Origin of the sequence: Flavobacterium flavigenum (genome assembly GCF_027111255.2) — a bacterium.
Taxonomy (GTDB): Bacteria; Bacteroidota; Bacteroidia; order Flavobacteriales; family Flavobacteriaceae; genus Flavobacterium; species Flavobacterium flavigenum.
On sequence record NZ_CP114285.2, the window covers coordinates 1,805,930 to 1,823,587 of the forward strand.

At 33.3% G+C, this 17,658-nt stretch carries 18 protein-coding genes and 1 tRNA gene; 7 read left to right on the forward strand and 12 right to left on the reverse strand.

The window, feature by feature from the left end; translation table 11 throughout:
* Window positions 1–3: 3 nt before the first annotated feature.
* The 5 genes from OZP09_RS06985 (at window position 4) to OZP09_RS07005 (ending at window position 3,230) form a co-directional block, all read left to right on the forward strand.
* Complete coding sequence (locus OZP09_RS06985) at window positions 4–414, forward strand: TonB-dependent receptor plug domain-containing protein (RefSeq protein ID WP_269237170.1); 411 nt, start codon at window positions 4–6, stop codon at window positions 412–414.
* Between the two features lie 51 nt (window positions 415–465).
* Window positions 466–1,170, forward strand: a complete 705-nt coding sequence (locus tag OZP09_RS06990; RefSeq protein ID WP_269237171.1) for an SIMPL domain-containing protein — start codon at window positions 466–468, stop codon at window positions 1,168–1,170.
* 38 nt (window positions 1,171–1,208) lie between these two features.
* Window positions 1,209–1,796 carry an LURP-one-related/scramblase family protein gene (locus OZP09_RS06995; protein WP_269237172.1) on the forward strand — a complete coding sequence of 196 codons (588 nt, stop codon included), beginning with the start codon at window positions 1,209–1,211 and terminating at the stop codon, window positions 1,794–1,796.
* Window positions 1,797–1,911: 115 nt separating this feature from the next.
* Entirely contained in the window at window positions 1,912–2,628 is a 717-nt protein-coding gene (locus tag OZP09_RS07000; RefSeq protein ID WP_269237173.1) for a 3-ketoacyl-ACP reductase, read from the forward strand.
* Window positions 2,629–2,717: 89 nt separating this feature from the next.
* Window positions 2,718–3,230 carry a hypothetical protein gene (locus OZP09_RS07005; RefSeq protein WP_349293624.1) on the forward strand — a complete coding sequence of 171 codons (513 nt, stop codon included), beginning with the start codon at window positions 2,718–2,720 and terminating at the stop codon, window positions 3,228–3,230.
* An 81-nt stretch (window positions 3,231–3,311) separates the two neighbouring features.
* Here the strand turns inward: OZP09_RS07005 and mtaB are convergent, their stop codons facing one another.
* A complete protein-coding gene (gene mtaB, locus OZP09_RS07010; RefSeq protein ID WP_269237174.1) occupies window positions 3,312–4,646 on the reverse strand; it encodes a tRNA (N(6)-L-threonylcarbamoyladenosine(37)-C(2))-methylthiotransferase MtaB in 1,335 nt (444 codons plus the stop codon).
* A gap of 483 nt (window positions 4,647–5,129) precedes the next feature.
* On the opposite strand from mtaB, the gene OZP09_RS07015 reads away from it, so the two are divergent.
* The gene (locus tag OZP09_RS07015; protein WP_223681802.1) at window positions 5,130–5,654 is read left to right on the forward strand and encodes a hypothetical protein; all 525 of its coding nucleotides are present in this window, start codon (window positions 5,130–5,132) and stop codon (window positions 5,652–5,654) included.
* 78 nt (window positions 5,655–5,732) lie between these two features.
* Here the strand turns inward: OZP09_RS07015 and OZP09_RS07020 are convergent, their stop codons facing one another.
* From OZP09_RS07020 to hisS, 11 genes are all read right to left on the reverse strand, one after another.
* Window positions 5,733–6,536 (reverse strand): Cof-type HAD-IIB family hydrolase, encoded by an 804-nt coding sequence (locus OZP09_RS07020; protein WP_269237176.1) that lies wholly within the window; start codon window positions 6,534–6,536, stop codon window positions 5,733–5,735.
* 89 nt (window positions 6,537–6,625) lie between these two features.
* Window positions 6,626–6,844: a putative signal transducing protein gene (locus tag OZP09_RS07025; protein ID WP_223681806.1), complete on the reverse strand. Its 219-nt coding sequence runs from the start codon at window positions 6,842–6,844 to the stop codon at window positions 6,626–6,628.
* A 31-nt stretch (window positions 6,845–6,875) separates the two neighbouring features.
* On the reverse strand, window positions 6,876–7,661 hold the full coding sequence (locus OZP09_RS07030) for an alpha/beta hydrolase (protein ID WP_269237177.1): 786 nt from the start codon (window positions 7,659–7,661) through the stop codon (window positions 6,876–6,878).
* Between the two features lie 46 nt (window positions 7,662–7,707).
* Window positions 7,708–8,370: a DEAD/DEAH box helicase gene (locus OZP09_RS07035; protein WP_281310519.1), complete on the reverse strand. Its 663-nt coding sequence runs from the start codon at window positions 8,368–8,370 to the stop codon at window positions 7,708–7,710.
* 51 nt (window positions 8,371–8,421) lie between these two features.
* Window positions 8,422–9,585, reverse strand: a complete 1,164-nt coding sequence (locus OZP09_RS07040; RefSeq protein WP_281310520.1) for a sigma-54-dependent transcriptional regulator — start codon at window positions 9,583–9,585, stop codon at window positions 8,422–8,424.
* Between the two features lie 52 nt (window positions 9,586–9,637).
* Complete coding sequence (locus OZP09_RS07045; protein WP_269237178.1) at window positions 9,638–10,954, reverse strand: ABC transporter permease; 1,317 nt, start codon at window positions 10,952–10,954, stop codon at window positions 9,638–9,640.
* Between the two features lie 83 nt (window positions 10,955–11,037).
* Window positions 11,038–11,967: an ABC transporter ATP-binding protein gene (locus OZP09_RS07050; RefSeq protein ID WP_269237179.1), complete on the reverse strand. Its 930-nt coding sequence runs from the start codon at window positions 11,965–11,967 to the stop codon at window positions 11,038–11,040.
* 155 nt (window positions 11,968–12,122) lie between these two features.
* Entirely contained in the window at window positions 12,123–13,229 is a 1,107-nt protein-coding gene (gene dnaJ / locus OZP09_RS07055) for a molecular chaperone DnaJ (RefSeq protein WP_278010822.1), read from the reverse strand.
* Window positions 13,230–13,326: 97 nt separating this feature from the next.
* Window positions 13,327–13,905, reverse strand: coding sequence for a nucleotide exchange factor GrpE (locus tag OZP09_RS07060; RefSeq protein ID WP_223681817.1), 579 nt, complete (start codon window positions 13,903–13,905; stop codon window positions 13,327–13,329).
* A 317-nt stretch (window positions 13,906–14,222) separates the two neighbouring features.
* Window positions 14,223–14,293: transfer RNA gene (locus tag OZP09_RS07065), tRNA-Trp, on the reverse strand.
* Between the two features lie 152 nt (window positions 14,294–14,445).
* Window positions 14,446–16,149, reverse strand: a complete 1,704-nt coding sequence (hisS, locus tag OZP09_RS07070; protein WP_281310521.1) for a histidine--tRNA ligase — start codon at window positions 16,147–16,149, stop codon at window positions 14,446–14,448.
* Between the two features lie 176 nt (window positions 16,150–16,325).
* Here hisS and OZP09_RS07075 point away from each other — a divergent pair, with 176 nt between their 5' ends.
* A complete protein-coding gene (locus OZP09_RS07075; protein ID WP_269237181.1) occupies window positions 16,326–17,570 on the forward strand; it encodes an ABC transporter permease in 1,245 nt (414 codons plus the stop codon).
* Window positions 17,571–17,658: the final 88 nt, after the last annotated feature.

Here is a 17,658-nt window from a genome sequence, read left to right on the forward strand (position 1 = left end):
TGCATGAAAAACGTAAAACTTATTTCATTAGCCCTATCTATGCTTATATCTTTTGTATTAAAAGCGCAGGGAAAAACTGTTACCAGGAAACATGAAAATAATTTTGCAAAAACGAAAATTGTACCAAAAACTTTCATTAAATCTAAAGACACTATTTCTGACATAAAAGTTTCTTCAAATTGTGTTAAGCCAACAGTTTCGCCTAATCAAATTAGAATCTGCGTTCCTTCCCGATCTCTTTTGAAAGAGCCTTTGTATATTTTAGATGGAGAAATCATAAACTCCAGCCAATTTTCTAAAATAAACCCAAGTGATATTGAAGAGATAAAAGTTCTAAAAGGTAATGATGCGACTTTAATTTATGGAAATCATGGAATCAACGGGGTTATTGTCATTATTAGCAAAGAGAAGTAACAATAAGACAAATCAATTATAATAAAATATTAATCATTTAAATTTCACCTTATGAAAAAGCTTTTAACACTTTTTATACTTGTTTCAATCAATTCATTTTCTCAAACTAAAACTTCAATAGACAAACATTTTATTGAAGTTTCTGGCAAAGCAGACACATTAGTTATTCCAAATAAAATATGTATAAATGTGCTTTTAATGGAAAAAGATTTTAAAGGCAAAAAATCTGTCGAAGAAATAGAAAACGAAATGATTCAGAAATTGGAATCAATTGGCATTAATACAGAAAAAAATGTTAGTCTTAATTATATGTCCAGTAATTTTAAGAATTACATTCTGAAACAAACTGATATTTTCAAATCAAAATCATATTCTGTTTTAGTTACTGATGCTAATATAACTGCAAAGGTTTTTATAAGCCTGGAAGAAATCGGGATTTCAAACGTTCGAATTGAAAAGGTAGAAAATACAAACGAAGAGAAGATTAAGCTCCTAATAAACGGGAAGGCGATATTAAATGCAAAACAGACTGCTGAAAGTTTTTCTAAACCTTTAAATCAAAAAGTTGGAAATGCCATTCAAATAAGTAACTTTGAAAATATGCCAAATCAATTTACCGGACAATTAAATGAAGTCGTAGTAAGAGGATACTCTTCAAAAATATATGGGAATAGGAGCCTAAATTATGAGAGTAATATTGAATTTGAAAAAATAAAGATTTCAAGTTCAGTTCAGGCTAAATTTTTATTAGAATAATTAAATAAACATATAAACTATATTTCAAACAAAATTTCATGAACCCAATCTTAAATCAAAATTTATTTCTTGTAAAAGAACATATCGGAATGTTCAAAGCCTCAAACAATTATGACATTTATGATCCTGCGAATAATCAGATCATCATGCATTGCAGAGAAAATAGTTTAGGCATTTTTACTAAAATATTACGTTTCACGGATTACAAAAGAATGACACCTTTTAATGTTGAAATTACGACCGCTGCTGGTGAAAAATTGATTTCAGTAAAACGTGGTATTGCATTTTTTCGTTCTACTGTTGAAATATTTGATGAGAAAGACAGATTAGTTGGAACTTTTAAACAAAAATTCTTTTCTATTGGAGGGAAATTCGAAATATTAGACAAAAATGAAAAACCTGTCGCAACCCTTCAGGGAAAATGGACAGGCTGGGATTTTAAATTCTCACACGAAAACAAACAACTGGCTCAGGTAAGTAAAAAATGGGCAGGATTAGGCAAAGAGTTTTTTACCAGTGCCGATAATTATGTATTGCAAATTGAAGAAACAGTAGCTGCTGATTCGCCACTTAGACAATTAATTCTGGCAGCTGTAATGTGTATTGACATGGTTTTGAAAGAATAACAAAAGCTGTTAAACTTAGATTAAGAAAACAGAAAAAGCATCTTTTCACTACGCAAAAACTGTATTTTTGTAGTACTGAACAGATGCTTTCTGCATTTTCTAAAAAATAAAACTCATGACAAACTTAAAGAATAAAAATGCCCTGATTACAGGAGCTGGTAAAGGAATTGGAAAAGCGATTGCAATTGCCCTTGCAAAAGAAGGCGTAAACGTAATCCTGATTTCCAGAACCCAATTAGATGTTGAACAATTAGCAGTAAAAATTGAGAATTTTGGAGTTAAGTCATTAGCACTAACAGCAGATGTTGCAGACATAAACTCTGTCAACACAGCAGTAGAAAAAGCCCTGGCTGAATTTAAAACCATTGATATTTTAATCAACAATGCGGGTATCGCTTCTTTTGGAAAATTTATGGAATTAGAACCAGCCGAATGGGAAAAAATTATTCAGGTGAACCTAATGGGAACGTATTATACCACACGCGCTGTTTTACCTAATATGATTGAAAGACAAACAGGTGATATCATTAATATTTCATCAACAGCGGGATTAAACGGAAATGCACTGACAAGTGCTTACAGTGCATCAAAATTTGCCGTTCTTGGCTTAACCGATTCTTTGATGCAGGAACTCAGAAAATACAACATTCGTGTTACTGCTTTAACACCAAGTACGGTTGCAACTGATATGGCAAAAGATTTAAATCTTACTGATGGCAATCCTGAAAAAGTAATGCAGTCTGAGGATATTGCCGAATTAATAATCGCTCAACTGAAATTAAACCGTAGGGTGTTCATAAAAAACAGCAGTATCTGGTCTACTAATCCTTAAAAATAAAATTCCAAAATTTAAAATTTCCAAATTCCAAAAATGCATAAATTGGGATTTGGAATTTTACTATTGAAATTTTTAAATTAATTATGATGGAACAATATTTAAGACAATTGGTTTCAATTGCATTTACAGATAAAAAAGAAATCTTTACCGGTTTTTTGATTGATTATTCAGATGACTGGATTTTACTAAAAAACAATTCAATCGACTTTATACTAGATGGTTTTGTAATTTTAAAAAATAAAAACGTTGAGGCAATCGAAAGAGACGAAGAACTGGTATTCAACGAAAAGGTGATTCGCCTGAAAGGCCTAAAAACAAATGCCGAAGACATTATTCCGATTAAGGATTTAAGCACCATCTTACATTACATCAGCAACAAATATGGTGTTTTTCAGATTGTAAAAAAATCACCTAAATCCGTTTATTTAGGTAAACTTATTGAAGTCAATGAAGAAATACTGACTATTGATTTCCTTGATATAAGAGGCTCTTTTGGAGGTGAACTCAGTTTTAATCCAGAAAAAATAAGAGTGATTGAATTTGATTCAGATTATATCAATTCTTTGAAATTGGTTTCGGAAGAAAACAAGAAGTAAGAACTCCTATAAAATAACAAGCCCTTCAATTATTTTTGAAAGGCTTGTTATTTTTTGTCTAATTGTACACTATCTTTAAAATTATGCTTCTGCCAGCTTGTTTAAAAACTCCAGACGAACACTTCCATCTTCATCAATTTTAGTCAGGCTGATTTCTTGCAAAGTATTGACCAATTCCGGATTCCATGGTGTTTTTACTTTTACATAATTTTCAGTAAAGCCATGGATATAACCTTCTTTGTTCTCGCTTTCGAATAAAACCGTTCTTTTAGATCCTAACTGACTTTCGTAAAAAGCACGACGTTTTTTAACCGACAATCCGCGTAACATTTTACTTCGCTTTGCCCTTACGTTAGCAGGAACAACACCCTGCATATCAGCTGCTTCAGTATTATCTCTTTCAGAATAAGTAAATACGTGTAAATAGGATATATCCATTTCATTAAGAAAATGATATGTTTCTAAGAAATGTTCGTCTGTTTCTCCCGGAAAGCCAACAATTACATCAACCCCAATACATGCATCTGGCATTACTTCACGGATTTTGTTTACACGGTCTGTATACACTTCACGCAGATAACGGCGTTTCATTAATTTCAAAATATCATTGCTTCCGGATTGCAGCGGAATATGAAAGTGAGGTACGAAAGTACGGCTTTTAGATACGAACTCAATTGTTTCGTTTTTTAGTAAATTAGGCTCGATTGATGAAATTCGCAAACGCTCGATTCCTTCCACTTTATCCAAAGCCTGTACTAAATCTAAGAAAGTATGTTCGTGTTTTTTATTTCCAAATTCCCCTTTTCCGTAATCACCAATATTCACTCCTGTCAGGACGATTTCTTTAATATCCTGAGCAGAAATTTCTTTTGCATTCTGTAATACATTTTCTAAAGCGTCACTTCTTGAAATTCCGCGTGCTAATGGAATCGTACAATAAGTACATTTATAGTCACAGCCATCCTGAACTTTCAAAAAAGCACGGGTACGATCGCCAATAGAATAACTTCCAACGTAAAAATCGGCTTCAGCAATCTCGCATGAATGAACCTCACCCATGTCGTTTTTACTTAAATCGTGAATGTAATCGGTAATTTTAAATTTTTCAGTAGCCCCCAAAACCAAATCAACACCATCTACAGCTGCTAATTCTTCAGGTTTCAATTGCGCATAGCAACCTACAGCGGCAACAAAAGCTTTATCATTAAGTTTCATTGCTTTTTTTACGACCTGCTTAAATTGTTTGTCAGCATTTTCTGTTACAGAGCACGTATTAATAACATATATGTCCGCAACTTCTTCAAAATCTACCCTGTCAAAACCTTCATCATTAAAATTTCTGGCAATTGTAGATGTCTCTGAAAAATTCAGTTTGCACCCAAGCGTATAAAAAGCAACTTTTTTTCTATTTTCCATAGGAATACACTACGTTTTAAGTAGTAAGATTATTATATTTACATCTTCAATCGAAGAGTTTGCAAATTTACACACAAATTTCTTTATAATAAAATCAATAATAGATTATAAATCAACAGATTGAATGAAACAGAGATTCATTTTGTATAAATAAGGGATAGTGTATTTTTTTAAGACTTCAAATTGATGTTATTTTTTGGAAGAAAAGTTTAAAGTTGGAAAATCAAATTTGAAAGAAAAAATCGACAAAAAGCAAATAAATCCGATTAAATACATAAAATTAGTTGTAAATTTAATTTTTTCTTACTTTTTCCTTTGCTGAGATAAATATTAAACCTAAATTCACAAAGCGAAATTTGATAAAAAAAAATTAAATCTGAACATAAGATTATTCGATTTACGACGTTTTAAAATTTTCAAAAAGACAATGGGAAAGCCGAAAACCATTTTAGAGTAGGCAAATTTTTAAACTTATAAAACCATATGAAAGCATTTTTGCCCACAATCTGCTTAATGTTCTTAACTTTTTTTAATGTACAGGCACAAACAAACGCTCCTGCTGCAAGTTCAAATCCGTTTCCAACAATCAGCACACTTACAACATGGGCCAGTTTTAACTCTCAACAAAAATTTGATATAGCCATACGTGCTGTAGGATTTAAATTTGAAGTTAAAGAGCCTGGAGAAGGATCTACTGCTTATACCTATATCAGAAAAGTAGTTGTTAATGAAGTTAATTATACTGACAGAATCGTTTACAGAATTACAAATACCAATTCTGCTAGTATTATTTCGCTTGTTACTGCCTCTACTGATCTGGTAAGTTTATATACTCCGCAATTGGCAACATTTAAAAATAACAACTGTAAAACCGAAATGTCTAAAGACAAAAACACCACCTGCAGCTGTTATGAAAGCGACAGTTTCGCAATAGACCTTTGCGATGAACGTGTAAAATTAACTATGGGTGACGGAAATAAATATTTTGTTTCTGTAGCTAAAAAATAATTCACAAGAATTTATAAAAATACAAATCCGAAATTTAAAACTAAATTTCGGATTTTTTTTGCTTAAGATTGCTGTATTTTATACCAATATATAGCGCTGTACAACCTCAGCAACACCATCATCATTATTTGACGCTACAATTACATTTGCCCTGTCCCGCAATTCAGGTGTTACATTATCGACCCAAACGCCCAAACCAGCATATTCTATCATGGTGAGATCATTTCCTGCATTTCCAACAGCAATAATTTCGCTTTGATGAATATTCAATTTCTCTGCCAATATTTTTATACTTGCTGCTTTATCAATTCCGAATTGGGCTGCTTCAAGGAAAAAAGGTTTTGACATAGCAACACTCAAATGTGGCATTGCTACTTTTAAGTCTTTCTCCACTTCTTTTAAATAAGAAGGATGTTCCAACAAGATGCATTTTACTGCAGGTTTTGTAACAGCTGCTTTAAAATCAGAAACTTTATTATGCGGCAATCCGGTAATTTCTTTTTCTATTTGGATATATTCAGAATCCGTTTCACTTATAATTTCACCATCCAGATACGTGATAATATGCGTTTTCATTTTTACACTGTAATCGTATAAATCATGAATTTGTTCCGGCGTCAGACATTGTTCAAATAAGATGAGATCGTCCTTTACAGTACTGATTATAGCTCCGTTAAAAGAAATAATATATGAGTCGTTTAAATCTAGTTCTAATTCTTTAGCAAAAGTCGTCATAGCAGATGTTGGACGGCCAGAAGCCAAAACCACATAAACACCTTTTGCCTGTGCTTCCAGAAGCACTTTTTTATTTAATTCAGAAATTTTATGGTCATCTGTCAACAAGGTATCATCCATGTCGAGCACTAACATTTTATATTGCATTTTTTCTCAGTTCTTAGTCCTTAGTACTTAGTCCCCAGTCTTATTTTGCACTTAGTTGATGAGGACTAAGTACCAGGGACTAAAACTATTTAAATACTCATTCTAAATTCCTCAATAACAGGATTTGCCTTTGCAAAATCGGTTTCCTGAATAAAAATTTCAACTGCTAAATCGGTTTGCCCAAAACCAGCTAATCTTGCTGATTGAATATTATCTTTTTTTACAGTCTCTACACCGGCTGCTTCTAATCTTTCCTGCAAAGCAAGTGCTAATACTTCGCTTCCTGAAAATGCTTTCATTAATCCCATGACATTGTATTTTATTATTATTTTTTGTTCTTTATTGTAAAATTATTTTTAGCTGATTTTGAAAACCATCATTCTCATTTACACCCACATGGCCCTGATTTTTCAAAGGATAAAAATTGGCTTTCGATTTTAAAAGGTTCTTTAGCCGGACAGAATTATCAAAAGGAATTAATTGATCGTCAGTTCCGTGAAAAATATAAACAGGCGCTTTTACTTTTGGCAAATATCTAAAAGTTTCTAAATGAAATTTTTTCATAAAGTCAGGAAAAAACGGAACTCTGCTGCTTGATAATTCTGTAAAACTAAAATAAGGAGATTGCAGAATTAAGACTTTTGGTTTGTTTTCTGAAGCCAAAATTGTAGCCAGACCTGAACCAATAGAATAACCTGTAATGATAATTTTTTCTTCTGAATATCTTTGCTTCATTACTTTATAAACCGCTGCGATATCCTTATTTAATTGATCTTCATTTTCTATTTTGCCTTCGCTCTTCCCAAAACTTCGATAATCCAAAATAAAAATATCATATCCTAATGAAGTATAAATTTTAGAAATACTGCCCCAGGTTTCAAGTGTCCCGGCGTTTCCGTGAAGATAAAAAACCAAACCTTTGGAATGTTCTGCTTTAAATAAAAGTCCATTAAGATTTACACCATCAAATGACTTAATATTTAACTCTTCAAATTCACTCTGATATTCAAATTGATATTCTTTAGAAAGAACAGCATTTTGAAAAATCATTCCTGTCTGATTGAAATACACATAAGAAACAATAATCAAATAAATTACAACGAAGAACGCTAAAAGTACAATCATTAAAAATTTAAGTGTTTTTATCATTTCCATGGATATCGTAAAAGCTCTACTCCTCTTCTATTTGATCCTCTTCTTCGTCCAACTCTTCTTCACCCTCTTCATCCATATCAAAAAAATAAGGTTCCAATAGCATTTTATCAGCTAAAATTTCAATGCGTTCCGTCAGGGTTTCTGCAAAAATAAGACGCTGTGTTTTAGCGATACTGTTCGAAATCCGCATTATTTTTGGCTCATGACGCAGTTTCAAAATCGGATCAGCATCATCGAGAATAAACATTTTAAGACGATTAACATTGTAACCGGCGGTACTAAACATATCATTCAGCTTCGTTGGGGTCCCTATTAAAACATCAATTCCGGTCGAAATATAGTTTTTATCATAATCCATATCGCCTTTGTCATGAACTCCATACACTTCAAGGTTGGTATATTTACCATATTTCTCAAAAAGTGCTTCCATTGCCAGAACTTTTTCTTTGTCTTCAACAACAATTAAAGCCCGGGGAGACTCTTCATTTTTACCTGCTAACTGCTGAATTACATTCAACACAATGGTTGTCGATTTACCAGTTCCCGCTGGAGAAATTATCATACAGTCAGCACCGCTTTTAATTGTCGAAAAAGTTTCCATTTGCAATATGTTTGCTTCTGTTAAACCATTCTCAATTAAGGCATCTTGTAATTTCTCGTTTATTTTTTTTAGTTTCATTTCTAAATTTTAGATTTATGATTTTAGTTTTCAGATTGAAAAATTAAATCACTATTTGCTCGCAAACATTTTCACGTCAGTTTCAGAAATTTCGCTTCCTCCCAGAATAATTAGTCTTTCAACCACATTTCGAAGTTCACGAATATTACCTGTCCAGTCGTATTCCTGTAATAATTTTATGGCTTGCGCCGAAAATACTTTCACAGCATTTCCTTGTTCCGAAGCAATTTTTTCTGCAAAATGCGAAATCAAAGCCGGAATATCATCACGTCTTTCATTCAAAGGCGGAACTTTAATTAAAATTACTGCCAGACGGTGGTATAAATCTTCACGGAAACGGCCTTCTGCAATTTCTGTTTTCAAATCTTTATTGGTTGCGGCAACGACACGAACATCAACTTTGATGTCTTTATCAGCACCGACCCTTGTAATCATACTTTCTTGTAATGCACGCAAAACTTTGGCCTGTGCGGAAAGACTCATATCTCCAATTTCATCCAGAAAAATGGTTCCTTTATCAGCCGCTTCAAACTTTCCGGCACGATCTTTAACTGCCGATGTAAAGGCTCCTTTTACGTGTCCAAACAATTCGCTTTCAATCAATTCACTCGGAATAGCGGCACAGTTTACTTCAATTAAAGGAAAAGCAGAACGTTCGCTTTTTTCGTGTAATTGATGCGCTACTAATTCCTTACCTGTTCCGTTTGGTCCGGTAATTAAAACTCTTGCTTCTGTTGGAGCGACTTTATCAATCATCACTTTGATATGATTGATTGATTCACTCTCACCAATCATTTCGTAGTTTTTGCTGACTTTTTTCTTTAGGATTTTATTTTCAACTACTAATTGTTTTTTATCCAGAGCATTACGAACGGTGTTAAGTAAGCGGTTCAAATCCGGCGGTTTCGAAATATAATCAAAAGCTCCTAAACGCATCGTTTGAATTGCCGTTTCCATGTCGCCGTGACCAGAAATCATAACCATCGGAATTTCTGGTTTTACTTTTTTTACTTCTTCCAAAACCTCAACACCATCCATTTTTGGCATTTTGATATCACACAAAACCAAATCGTAGTCGTTGTTTTTTATTTTTTCAAGTCCGGCAACACCATCTTCAGCTTCATCCACCTGATACGAATCATTTTCTTCTGATAAAATTTTTACCAGAACTCTTCTGATTGCTGCTTCGTCTTCAATAATTAGTATCCTACTCATACTTCGTAATTTTCAATTTTAAAAAATTCCAAAAACCAATTAATTTGGAATTTTAATACTTAAGCCATTTATACAATTCTTTCCATGTTGGTTTTTTGCCGTACATTAAAATACCTATGCGGTAAATTTTGGCAGCGAACCAGACCACAAGGAAAAATGTAGCAAACAATAATGATACCGAAATTACGATTTGCCACCAGGGCACTCCAAAAGGGAGCCTCATTAACATTACAATTGGCGATGTAAGCGGGATCATTGAAAAAATTACCGCAACACTTCCGTGGGGGTCATTTACAACTGTAAAAAACCCAATATAAACACTTAGGATTAATGGCATTATGATGGGCAACAAAAATTGCTGCGAATCCGTCTGATTATCAACGGCTGCACCAATAGCTGCGTAAAATGAACTGTATAGAAAATAACCTCCGATAAAATAAACTATAAAGCCGGTTAAAATGCTGGCAATAGGTAAATTCCATAATTCAGCGATATACATTTGTGCAGAACCTGAAAGTTCATGTTGTGCTGCTTGCATTAATTCAGGAGAAACTCTTGCCGTTGGTCCAACATTGACTCCAAAAAATGCCGATGCAGCAAACATCAATCCTAAACCAATAATAGCCCAAATTACAAATTGTAAAATTCCAGCCAGTGAAGTTCCTACAATTTTACCGATCATTAATTGAAATGGTTTTACAGAAGAAATGATAATTTCTATAATTCGATTTGTCTTTTCTTCAATTACGCTTCGCATTACCATATTACCATAAATGATAATAAACATCATAATCAGATAACCGAATGCACCTCCAATTCCGATTTTAATTTCATTCAGACCTTTCAAACTTTCTTCTCCGGAAGCTTTAATCAAATGAATATTGACATTTGACTGCGCTTTCTGAATGGCCAAAGTATCCAGTTTTGCTTCTTCAAGATTTAATTTCGTGATTTTATTTCCGATGATATCCTGGGTACTTTCAATAAAAGAAATACTCGGACTATTATTCGAAATGAACTCAATTTTAGTTTCTAAATCTTTGTTGTTTTTTGTTTTAGGAATAACAATTAATCCACTGAAATTTTCTTTTGTAATACTGTCTTTTAAAGCTTTTACATCAATTTCAGATAAATTGAGGTATCTGAATTCTGCTCCTTTTTTATTTTCTTTTAAAAAATCAGCAGCAAAAAGTCCGGTTTCATCATGAATCGCAATTCTTTTGGTTTCAGCTTTCATAGAACTCAGATAACCAATAAATCCGGCAATTGCTACAAATAACACCGGACTCAAAAAAGTCATAACAACAAAAGACTTATTACGGACTTTGGCAATAAATTCTCTTTTTATAATTAATGAAATTATACTCATCTATATTTTTTATTTTCAAATTTTAAATCCCAGATTTAATTGAATACATTTAAAATTGGAATTTGGAATTTAATTATTGGAGTTTAATTTTTATTTTCAGTTACAGTTTGAATAAAAATATCGTTTATAGCCGGGATTTTCTCAACGAAATGTGTTACCTGTCCTCGTTGTGTCAATACATTCAACAATTCGTTCGGCGCTGCATTTCCAATCTGAATATTTAATTTTAAATCGTCATTTAAAGATTTAAAATTAGCCGGTGAAACGGTAAACTTCTGAGTAATATCATACATCAAACCTTCCACATTATTGGTCAGTATTCCAACTTCAAAACTATTCGTTCGAAATTCACGTTTTACATCGCTAACCTTTCCCTCAATTAATTTATTCGATTTATGAATTAAGGCAATATGATCGCAAAGCTCCTCAACACTTTCCATTCGGTGTGTCGAAAAAATAATGGTAGAACCCTGTTCTTTCAATGCCAGAATCTCGTCTTTAATAACGTTGGCGTTTACCGGATCAAAACCCGAAAAAGGCTCATCGAAAATCAACAATTTTGGTTTATGCAAAACACAAACCACAAACTGAATTTTTTGTGCCATTCCTTTAGAAAGCTCCTGAATTTTCTTGTTCCACCAACCCTGAATCCCCAAACGGTCAAACCAAAAATCAAGCTGTTGTTTCGCTTCAGTTTTAGAAAGCCCTTTCATTTGTGCGAGATACAAACATTGTTCGCCTACTTTCATCGAACTGTATAAACCTCTCTCTTCCGGAAGATACCCTATTGTCTGTACATGTTTTGGCTGCAGTTTTTCTCCATCCAGAATAACTTCACCGCTATCTGGCAGGGTAATTTGATTGATAATTCGGATGAGGGACGTTTTTCCTGCACCATTTGGACCTAACAATCCGTAAATACTGCCTTTTGGGACATTTAATGAAACTTCGTTAAGTGCGACATAGTCACCATATCGTTTTACTACTTTATGGACTTCTAGTAAGTTGCTCATGCGATTTTTTAGATTTCTGCGTCAATTTGACTATTGTGGCTTAAAGTATGTAAAAGTAAATAATTCGTATTGAATCTTTGTCAGAATAAAGAAAAAACCCATTCTAAATTTACAATAGAATGGGTTTTATATTACTTGTTTTTATAAAGTATAGCTTATGAAAACATATCTTTTACTTTTTCAAAAAATGATTTTTCTGATTTTTCAGGATTAGGAACAAAATGTTCATTATTTAAAGCATTTTCAAAGAATTGCTTTTGCTCTTTGTTCAACGTTTTTGGCGTCCATACATTTACGTGAACTAATAAATCCCCGTTTCCGTATCCGTTTAAGCTTGGAATACCTTTTCCTTTTAATCTTAAGATTTTTCCGGATTGGATTCCTTCTTCGAGTTTAATACGTACTTTTCCATTAATTGCTTCTATATCTTTAGAAACTCCTAAAACTGCTTCAGGGAAACTGATGTATAAATCGTAGTGTACATTTTCACCTTCACGTTTTAAGAATTCGTGTTCAACCTCTTCGATGGCAACGATTAAATCTCCAGGAATGCTGTTTCCGGGAGCATCATTTCCTTTATTAGACACTTTCAACTGCATTCCGTCAGTAACCCCTGCAGGAATTTTGATTGACACTGTCTCGTCCTCCTGTACCATACCCTGAGCATCAGCCTCAGAAGGTCTTTTATCAAGAATTTGTCCAGAACCACCACATGTAGGACAAGTAGATGCAGACTGCATTCTTCCTAAAATAGTGTTTGTTACGCGCATTACCTGACCTTGCCCGTTACAAGTCGAACAGGTTTTGTAGGTAACGCCTTTAGCCTGAACTTTACGTTTTACTTTTACTTTTTTCTCAACTCCATTTGCAATTTCTTCTAAAGTCAGTTTTACCTTAATTCGAAGATTACTTCCTTTAGCACGACGAGGACCTCCGCCTCCGCCTCCGAAACCGCCAAATCCGCCTCCAAAGATATCACCAAACTGGCTGAAAATGTCATCCATATTCATACCGCCATGACCTCCAAATCCGCCGGATCCATCAAATGCCTGATGACCGTACTGATCGTACTTTGCTTTTTTCTGCGGATCACTCAAAACTTCATAAGCCTCTGCCGCAAGTTTAAAGTTTTCTTCTGCCTCTTTGTCACCTGGATTTTTATCAGGATGATACTTTAAAGCACTTTTTCGGTATGCTTTTTTAATTTCGGCAGCATCAGCATTTTTTGAAATGCCCAGTATTTCGTAAAAATCTTTTTTCATAATTAGGTTTAAATTGCTTCGCCAGTTCGCTAGCGCTTGTGCCCAAATTTTAAAATTCCAAATTCCAAAAATGAGCTGAAATTCCTATTTGCATTTTTTAATTTCCAACAACAACTTTAGGAAAACGAATAATTTTGTCTCCTAATTTGTATCCTTTTTCAATGACATCAACGATTTTCCCTTTCAATTTATCAGACGGAGCCGGAATTTGTGTAATTGCCTCAGCTACATCTGCATTAAAAGCATCGCCAGCCTGAATTTCAACCTGTTCTAAGCCTTTTCCAACTAAAGTACTTTTTAGTTTTTCATGAATCAGTTCTACGCCTTTTTTTAAGTTTTCATCTTCAGATTTGTTGATTTCTACAGCAGCTCTGTCAAAATCATCCAAAACAGGCAACATTGCAAGTAAAACTTCCTGATTGGCAGTTTTAAACAAATCTATACGTTCTTTTGAAGTTCTTTTTTTGTAATTTTCAAATTCAGCAAATAATCTCAAAAACTTATCTTTTTCTTTAGCTAAGTCCTGGGCTAACTGCTCCTCAACACTTAATTCTTCAACAATTAATTGCTCTCCATTAGCGTTATTCTCTATAGTTGATTCATCTAATTCCTGATCGAATTCTGTATTTTCCGTAGTCATATTACTTTTATTTTTAAAAATATTTTTAAACTTCATTTTATTTCTTTCTGTTGGATTGCAAAAGTACTGCCAAATCTTCTAAAATGTCAAATTGTCACTCTTAAAATTAGATTCCACTATAAGCTACGATTTCTTAAAGAAAAATTTAATATAATTTTAAGACTATTACGTTTTCGTTTGTTATATATTTGAGACCGAAACCAAATCATTGTTACAACCTATCAAAGTTTGAATTTAAGGGTTAGCCTCGGCTTATATAAATTATTAATTCAAGTTTACCTTATATTAAAAAAAGCTTCATCAAATTGACGAAGCTTTTTTTTATTTTAATTACAATTTACTATTTGTATTTGCACGGGCGGAGGGATTCGAACCCCCATCAACGGTTTTGGAGACCGCTATTCTACCCTTGAACTACGCCCGTAACTTAAGGCCGCAAAATAAACTGTTTTTTTCCTGTTCCGCAAATTAATTGACATAGATTTTAAAAATATTTAAGCTGATGAGTGCTAATTTATATCAATCAAAAGACAATTAAACAGGCTTTAATCTGTAACAGAACACTTTACTGTCAGCTTATGCAAGTAACGCATTTTTCAATCCCTCAAAATCAACCGAAACCTGCTCACCTGTTACTAAATTTTTAAGCGAATAAGAATTTGAAGCAATTTCCTGATCTCCTGCAATTACAGCAAAAGGAATCAAACGTTTGTCTGCATATTGAAATTGTTTTCCAACTTTTACGTTATCCGGATACAATTCTACTTTTATATTTTCCTGTCTTAATTTCTGAATTGCCTGCGAAGCATACAACGCTTCTTTATCTCCATAATTAACAAACAACGCTTTTGATGTCGCAGCAACTGTTTCGGGGAATAATTGCAATTCTTCTAAAACCAGATAAATTCGGTCTAGTCCAAAAGAAATTCCTACACCACTTTTATCTGGCAATCCAAAAATACCTGTCAAATTATCATATCTTCCACCACCACCGATAGAACCAATTGAAACAGTTTTTGGAGCTGCAACCTCATAAATTGCACCCGTGTAATAGTTTAAACCACGAGCCAAGGTTACATCCAGATCTAAAATTGCGGTTGAAAGTCCTAAAACAGCCACATTGTCACAAATAAATTTAAGTTCCTCAACACCTTTCATACCTTCTTCAGACGAAGCTAATAATGCTGAAAGCTGATTGATTTTCTCCGCAAAGGTTCCTGAAAAATTAAAGAGTGGCTGTACTGTAACCAAAGCTTCTTCAGAAATTCCTTTTTCGATCATTTCTTTTTTAACACCGTCTTCTCCTATTTTGTCTAATTTATCAAGGGCAACTGTGAAATCAATTAATTTATCAGAAGCTCCAATTACTTCAGCAATTCCTGACAATATTTTTCTGTTATTTATTTTAATTGTTACACCTTCTAAACCTAGAGCAGTAAAGACATTATCATATAATTGAACCAACTCCACTTCCTGCCATAATGATTTTGAACCTACCACATCGGCATCACACTGAAAAAATTCTCTATAACGACCTTTTTGCGGCTTATCTGCTCGCCAAACAGGCTGGATCTGATATCTTTTGAAAGGAAATACAATATCATTTTGATTTTGAACTATATATCTCGCAAACGGAACAGTTAAGTCGTAACGTAAAGCTTTTTCAGAAATATCACTTGAAATACTTCCAATTTTATCATCAATAATTCTATTTATCAATGACAAAATATCTTTTTGAAATTCACTTATATAGAATCTTTTTTTCTCCTTATATGTATATGTTCTAAAGCTTAAATAATTTTCAAATATTTTAAATAGAGAATAATAAATATCATCTTTCTTTTTAAAATTGAATACATTTTCTATAGAACCTCTCTTTAGCTTTTTTGTTTTGCTTTGAAAAAAATTATCAAAATGAATATTAATTGTTTCCTTGTGATTTACAAGTTCACTTGAAGTAACATTTAGATATAAAGATTTTATTTCCTTTAATTTTTTCTTTAATTCGTCTTCATCAAATATAAATATTAAATCATCATATAAAGCTTTTATGTCTTTCATGTAATCCCCTGAATTCAATATCTTAAAAATCAGACGATCTCCTTCCTCTCCATATTTTCCCATTAAGGTATCTGAATTTTCAAACGAAGGGGTTTCTATCGGTTGAAAACCGAATTTTTCAAAATTACTCTTTATAGTCTGAATAATATATTGACGCTTTGACACCTCTGCTGGTGAAAAATCTCTTGTCCCTTTTGGAATACTTGGTTTTGAAGCCATCTTTTTTAGATTATTTAGATTTGAGATTATTAGATTTAGATTTTCATTGCTACTAATTCTAAAAACCTTTAGACATTATTTTTTAATCGCCTGCAAATATCTTACTTTTTAAAATAAATAATACTGCTTCGAAAACAAACTTGTAACAAAAAACGTATTTTCGTGTCAAATTGGTCATGATGCTAAAACTATTTAAAGAAAATATCCGGATTGCTTTTGGTTCTATCAAAACGCAATTGCTGCGAACTATTCTTACGGTATTGATTATCGCTATCGGAATTACAGCTTTGGTTGGGATTTTGACTGTTGTAACAGCACTTGAAAATACGGTTTCGACTAATTTTGCATCTATGGGAGCGAATACTTTCAACATTAATCAATACGAAAATACCGTTAAAAACCGTGGCGGAAATGAACGCGAGATCATCAACCCGATTATTTCATACCCTGAAGCTGTCGCTTTTAAAAATAAATACAAATACCCGTTCACCGAAACTTCTCTTTCATTTACAGCAACTTCAAAAGCCGAAGTCAAATATTCAGATCAAAAAACAGATCCTGAAATTACAATTGTCGGTGTCGACGAACATTTTATAGGCAACTCCGGATTAGAAATCAATTCAGGACGTTCATTTAATCAGTTTGATATCGAAAACAATACCTACTCGTGCATCGTAGGTTCTGATTTCGAAAAAGGCTTATTAAAAGATGTCAATCCAATTGATAAAATTATTTCAATCCGTGGTGCGCGTTTTAAAGTTATTGGAGTTTTAAAAGAAAAAGGATCGACCTTTGGAAACAGCCAGGATTTACGTGTTCTCATTCCAATTCAGGTAGCGCGTTCTTTATTTACCGCACCAAACATCAACTATACCATAAGTGTGATGGTTTCTAAAAAAGAACTTTTAGACCAGGCTGTTGATAACGCTACCAGTACGATGCGAAGAGTTCGAAAACTTAGTCCTGTTCGTGATAATAATTTCGGAATTGGGCGCAGTGACGATTTAATCAACAGAATTCTCGGAATTACTAAATATCTAGGCTGGGCTTCCTGGATTATCAGCATCATTACCATTCTTGGATCATCAATTGCCTTAATGAATATTATGATCGTTTCGGTTACAGAACGTACCCGCGAAATTGGTGTTCGTAAAGCTTTGGGTGCAACAAAAATTACTATTTCTGTTCAGTTTTTTATCGAAACTTTATTGATTGGACAAATTGGCGGCTTAGTCGGAATTGTATTAGGAATCTTAATCGGTTTCGCATTTGCAGCCGCAATGAGTTTTGCATTCGTGATTCCGTGGATGGCAATTTTTGCAGCTTTTGGTACAAGTTTTATGGTTGCCATTGTTTCCGGATTGTACCCTGCAATTAAAGCTTCGCAATTAGACCCTATTGAGGCTTTGCGTTATGAATAGTCTAAAGAATTTGACAGATTTTATCTTTTGAAAATTTCACACACAGTTTGTCATTCCGTAGGAATCTCATTTTTATTTTATTAAACAC

Bases quoted from the DNA above. Each gene is read 5' to 3' on its own strand.
- OZP09_RS06995 (WP_269237172.1), top strand. From the start codon at position 1,209: ATGAACCCAATCTTAAATCAAAATTTATTTCTTGTAAAAGAACATATC.
- OZP09_RS07060 (WP_223681817.1), bottom strand. From the start codon at position 13,905: ATGAAGTTTAAAAATATTTTTAAAAATAAAAGTAATATGACTACGGAA.
- OZP09_RS06990 (WP_269237171.1), top strand. From the start codon at position 466: ATGAAAAAGCTTTTAACACTTTTTATACTTGTTTCAATCAATTCATTT.
- mtaB (WP_269237174.1), bottom strand. From the start codon at position 4,646: ATGGAAAATAGAAAAAAAGTTGCTTTTTATACGCTTGGGTGCAAACTG.
- OZP09_RS07035 (WP_281310519.1), bottom strand. From the start codon at position 8,370: ATGAAACTAAAAAAAATAAACGAGAAATTACAAGATGCCTTAATTGAG.
- OZP09_RS07025 (WP_223681806.1), bottom strand. From the start codon at position 6,844: ATGGGATTAATGAAAGCATTTTCAGGAAGCGAAGTATTAGCACTTGCT.
- dnaJ (WP_278010822.1), bottom strand. From the start codon at position 13,229: ATGAAAAAAGATTTTTACGAAATACTGGGCATTTCAAAAAATGCTGAT.
- OZP09_RS06985 (WP_269237170.1), top strand. From the start codon at position 4: ATGAAAAACGTAAAACTTATTTCATTAGCCCTATCTATGCTTATATCT.
- OZP09_RS07045 (WP_269237178.1), bottom strand. From the start codon at position 10,954: ATGAGTATAATTTCATTAATTATAAAAAGAGAATTTATTGCCAAAGTC.
- OZP09_RS07020 (WP_269237176.1), bottom strand. From the start codon at position 6,536: ATGCAATATAAAATGTTAGTGCTCGACATGGATGATACCTTGTTGACA.
- OZP09_RS07075 (WP_269237181.1), top strand. From the start codon at position 16,326: ATGATGCTAAAACTATTTAAAGAAAATATCCGGATTGCTTTTGGTTCT.
- OZP09_RS07050 (WP_269237179.1), bottom strand. From the start codon at position 11,967: ATGAGCAACTTACTAGAAGTCCATAAAGTAGTAAAACGATATGGTGAC.
- OZP09_RS07015 (WP_223681802.1), top strand. From the start codon at position 5,130: ATGAAAGCATTTTTGCCCACAATCTGCTTAATGTTCTTAACTTTTTTT.
- OZP09_RS07030 (WP_269237177.1), bottom strand. From the start codon at position 7,661: ATGATTGTACTTTTAGCGTTCTTCGTTGTAATTTATTTGATTATTGTT.
- OZP09_RS07005 (WP_349293624.1), top strand. From the start codon at position 2,718: ATGATGGAACAATATTTAAGACAATTGGTTTCAATTGCATTTACAGAT.
- OZP09_RS07000 (WP_269237173.1), top strand. From the start codon at position 1,912: ATGACAAACTTAAAGAATAAAAATGCCCTGATTACAGGAGCTGGTAAA.
- hisS (WP_281310521.1), bottom strand. From the start codon at position 16,149: ATGGCTTCAAAACCAAGTATTCCAAAAGGGACAAGAGATTTTTCACCA.
- OZP09_RS07040 (WP_281310520.1), bottom strand. From the start codon at position 9,585: ATGAGTAGGATACTAATTATTGAAGACGAAGCAGCAATCAGAAGAGTT.